This is a genomic window from Nitrospira sp. BLG_2, assembly GCF_049222245.1.
The window spans coordinates 1-3,660 of sequence record NZ_JBLYIG010000013.1 but is presented as its reverse complement, the minus strand read 5'-3'; the positions used below and the strand labels follow the sequence as shown (position 1 = coordinate 3,660).

2 protein-coding genes are annotated in these 3,660 nt (G+C 52.7%); both read left to right on the top strand.

Annotation, left to right across the window (positions count from 1 at the left end):
* Positions 1-895: hypothetical protein (locus ACOSYY_RS00415; protein WP_421660244.1), on the top strand; the 895-nt coding region annotated here is incomplete at its 5' end.
* Positions 895-3,660 (top strand): alpha/beta hydrolase family protein (locus tag ACOSYY_RS00410; RefSeq protein WP_526023254.1); only part of this gene is annotated, 2,766 nt, incomplete at its 3' end. The genes ACOSYY_RS00415 and ACOSYY_RS00410, both read left to right, overlap by 1 nt.

Sequence of the window (3,660 nt, the reverse complement as noted above, 5' to 3'; positions counted from 1 at the left end):
TCACGGATATGAGCCTGAGAAGTTCGGAACAAAAAGCCCACGAGATGGCCATGTATATGACATCACCGGGCTGTTCATTTGGGATACACAGTCGAATGAAGTTGTAAAGCACGAGAGTATTGAAGGGATGACATCCCTCTGTGTTCATGCAGGGGAAGTTACCTTTGTCAAAGAAGGCATGCTTGTCTCAGGCCAACTGGGGAAAGAGCAACGAACTCCATTTCCAAAAAAGAAGTATTGGTTTAATCCGGTCAGTTGTCGCTATTACGAAACACTTCCGTATTGGCGGCAAGAAGGCCGTAAGAATAGATCCATTCCGTTGCTGGAAGAACACGGATATTTGGACTTTGGGTTGTCATCCCGAGCAGACCCTTCTAAAGCGAGTCCCGTTTTTCTGTATTCACCCCATGATAAGAGCCCGAAGCAGCTCTCTTTTACGGGGGAACAAGTGCGGCTCCACGTCGACTACTTTGGTTTCGTCGATATCTATCTGGTGGAAGGTTATCGAGAGACAACATATGCACCTGTCATTTGGTTGGTCAAGCCTAATGGGACTGTCACAAAGGCACTGGAGCCGAGAGGAAAACCGTGGGAAAAGTTGGGCTGGGGAGGGTTTCTGCTCACAAAGAAAGGACTCTTTCTCAGTGGCGGACGTGGGGATTACGCCAGTGTGGGAACCAGAGGGGGCTATCTATTAAAGCCAGGGAACGAAAGCCCAACACGTCTCATTGAGGGCTTTGTGAGGAACGAAGCTGTGTCTCCAGATGGCTGTAAAGTCGCTTTTGTGCATGTACTTCATCCACAAGCCGGAGCGGACAGCTTCCGGGCGCTATTAGATGGGAAGTCCGGTACGCGGACTCTTCAAATGATTGACCTGTGTGTAGGAGATTCATAATGGCGTTACCTGCTGGCCTCAATGATCTTGCGAAGCTCACCTTATTGGCATCTGATGCCTCGTACTTCGACTTGCTCCGGCATCCCGTGCTTTCTGGAAGCGCACTCGAACCACTGTTCGACACAACGTATGGTGTAGCCCCGCAGTATACGGTTTCCTCAGGATTTGTTGAAGTAATACAGAATCGCGATCCCGGTACGGGATTCGGATATATCGCGTATCGCAACGTGCAAGCCAACGAAGTTATCATTGCCATGCGTGGCACGGATGGACCTAATCCTCAAGACTGGGTTTCGAACAGTCAGTATTTGGGTTGGAATCAGTGGAATGACCGAGGTGCTGGACGGGATTTGGTCTTTGGATTTATCGATGGTCTAACAGATCCGGATGGAAGTGCATTTACTGGAAAAATTCACTTCACTGGCCAAAGTCTTGGTGGTGCGTTGGCGCAGTATGCAGCCTATGATTACGTTCAGTCTCACCACGGGTTGACCGGCTTCAGCAAAACCAATGTCACCCTCACTACCTTCAATGGCTTTGGTGGCGTTCTTGGACTTCAGCATAATACAGGCGGTTATGATTCTACCGTGCTTGCTGACATCGGCTCCAATGCCCATTTCTATACAGAAGGCGACATCGTCAGTCGTTTGGGAAGTTTCCATGGTGTTGGGCACACTGGCGGCACAGCATATATGCTCAATGCGCATGCCACGCAAATTGATCCTGATACAGGCGAACCATTCCTACTGAATCCCCTCGAGGCGCACCGCATCGAGACGGGTTTCTATCCATTTCTGCTGCCCGGTGTGGAATTCGAAGCAGCGGTGGCCCGACCTATTGAGTACCTGCAGATACAAAATGTGCAACAGATGGCGGCGATGTTCGGTCGTATTTTAAACGATCAAGACGTTTCGTTGCTGGAATCTGGGCCTCGTCTTGCCGCAGGGATTATTGCTGGACTCGCACTCGGTGATCCCAGTGAAATCAACTCCTTCACGCAGGCCATGTTTACCCATCTTCACGCGGCCGGGGAAATGTCGGATGAATGGTACGCCTGTTTACGGAAATATGACTGGGGAGCTATTGCAAGGACGACCGCACTTGTAGCACCGGGCGTCACAGGTACGGCGTACGCTGCATCACTTCTTGGTGCCATGCTGAGTGATGCATTGGAATTCCAAGTAGATCGGCATGTCGAGCTCTTTAGTACTTTGCGCGATTGGGTGTCGAGTGCGGTGCAGACTGTGGATCCATCGATCAGTTCCGAAGATCGCCGCATCCAAGCTGAAATGATGCTGGCTCTTGTGCCTGGTGCAGCAATCGGATCCAAGCTGACGTCGGTTCTCCAGCCGCTCGCATTGGACATCAATGAATTCGCACAGAAACTTCTCACGACCGACTCACATTGGCTGCAGGAAACATTTAATTTCCTACGCAATGAAGCCAATACAGCCGGCGGAGTTGTCGGAAGTTTCATGGCGAGGCTGGCATCGGCATTTGTCGATGTGGCGCTTGATTGCGGAATGACTGTCACGAACCTGCAGTCTTATCTGGATAACGTTATTGTGCCCATGGTTCTTGATACGGCCAATGGTATTGCGAATGCTGTAGATGATTTTACCGAAGATATTCCCAACACCCTGTTCAGTCTCGGTCGGACCATTACAAGTCTTGCCGACATTCGACTGGTCGATGAAGCTTACGCGGCGGAGTTGAACGATCCCCAGTTGTCGTCATCTGTGCGGGCCGCAGTGGAAGAAGCGAGAGAAACGATCCAGCGCGCCGGACAAACCGTGGTGATTCAAAAAGATGTGGGGCCCAATCCGTTTCATACGCCTGGCTATGTGCCCGATGGGGTATCCGGCGCCACAGTGGAAGAACAGTTGGGCGAGGTATTCCGGCTCTCGTTGCCGTTTGCGGCGGGAGCCGGAGGGCAGCGGGTGTCTTTACAACTCCAAGGCCCACAAGCCAACCAGGTGAGCGTCATGACGGCGGACGGAGTGCAACAGGCCGACGCGAACGGCACGTTTCAGTTGCTTGTGCCCGAGGGGTCGGACCAAGTCCGCTTTACTCTCCTGGCGAGCAAGGAAGTCTCCAGTGATGCCGCCGTGACACTCTCGGCGATGCTGGTGGATGATACGGGTCAGCAGACCCATACAACGCAGGTTGAAAGTGTGGTCAGCGTCAAAGCGCTCGTAGGCAATTCGGACGATCGATACGAAGAACATGCGGAGGATTATTCCTGGATCACTGATCCGACTGCAGGGGTGGCTATGGGGGTGGGTGGACTTTTTCATCAAACACTCATCGGGGGCGCTGGATCGGATAGCGGCGTGGCGTTTCCCAACGCCTTCGGCGACGACACATTGTATGGGAATGGAGGCAATGATTATCTCTCCAGCGGGCGCGGCCATGACATGCTCTTTGGAGGAGACGGCAACGATATTTTGGTGGGCGATCTCATCGATCATATAGCCGATGAGCCTTGGACTGGAATCGGCAGGGATTACCGAACCACTCTTGACGGCACCGATTATCTTGACGGTGGGCCTGGTGATGATCGTGTGGGCGGAGGTGGAGGATCGGATCGACTAATTGGTGGCCTTGGCGACGATACGCTCTGGGGTGATGCGTATACGGAGGGCTATCTTGTCCAGAATCCTGACGGCAGCGCGACATCTGTTCAGCTTACGGGAGTTCTCCATCCCGGTGACGACATCCTTGAAGGTGGTGCAGGGAACGATAAGCTAAGCGGTGATGGAGGC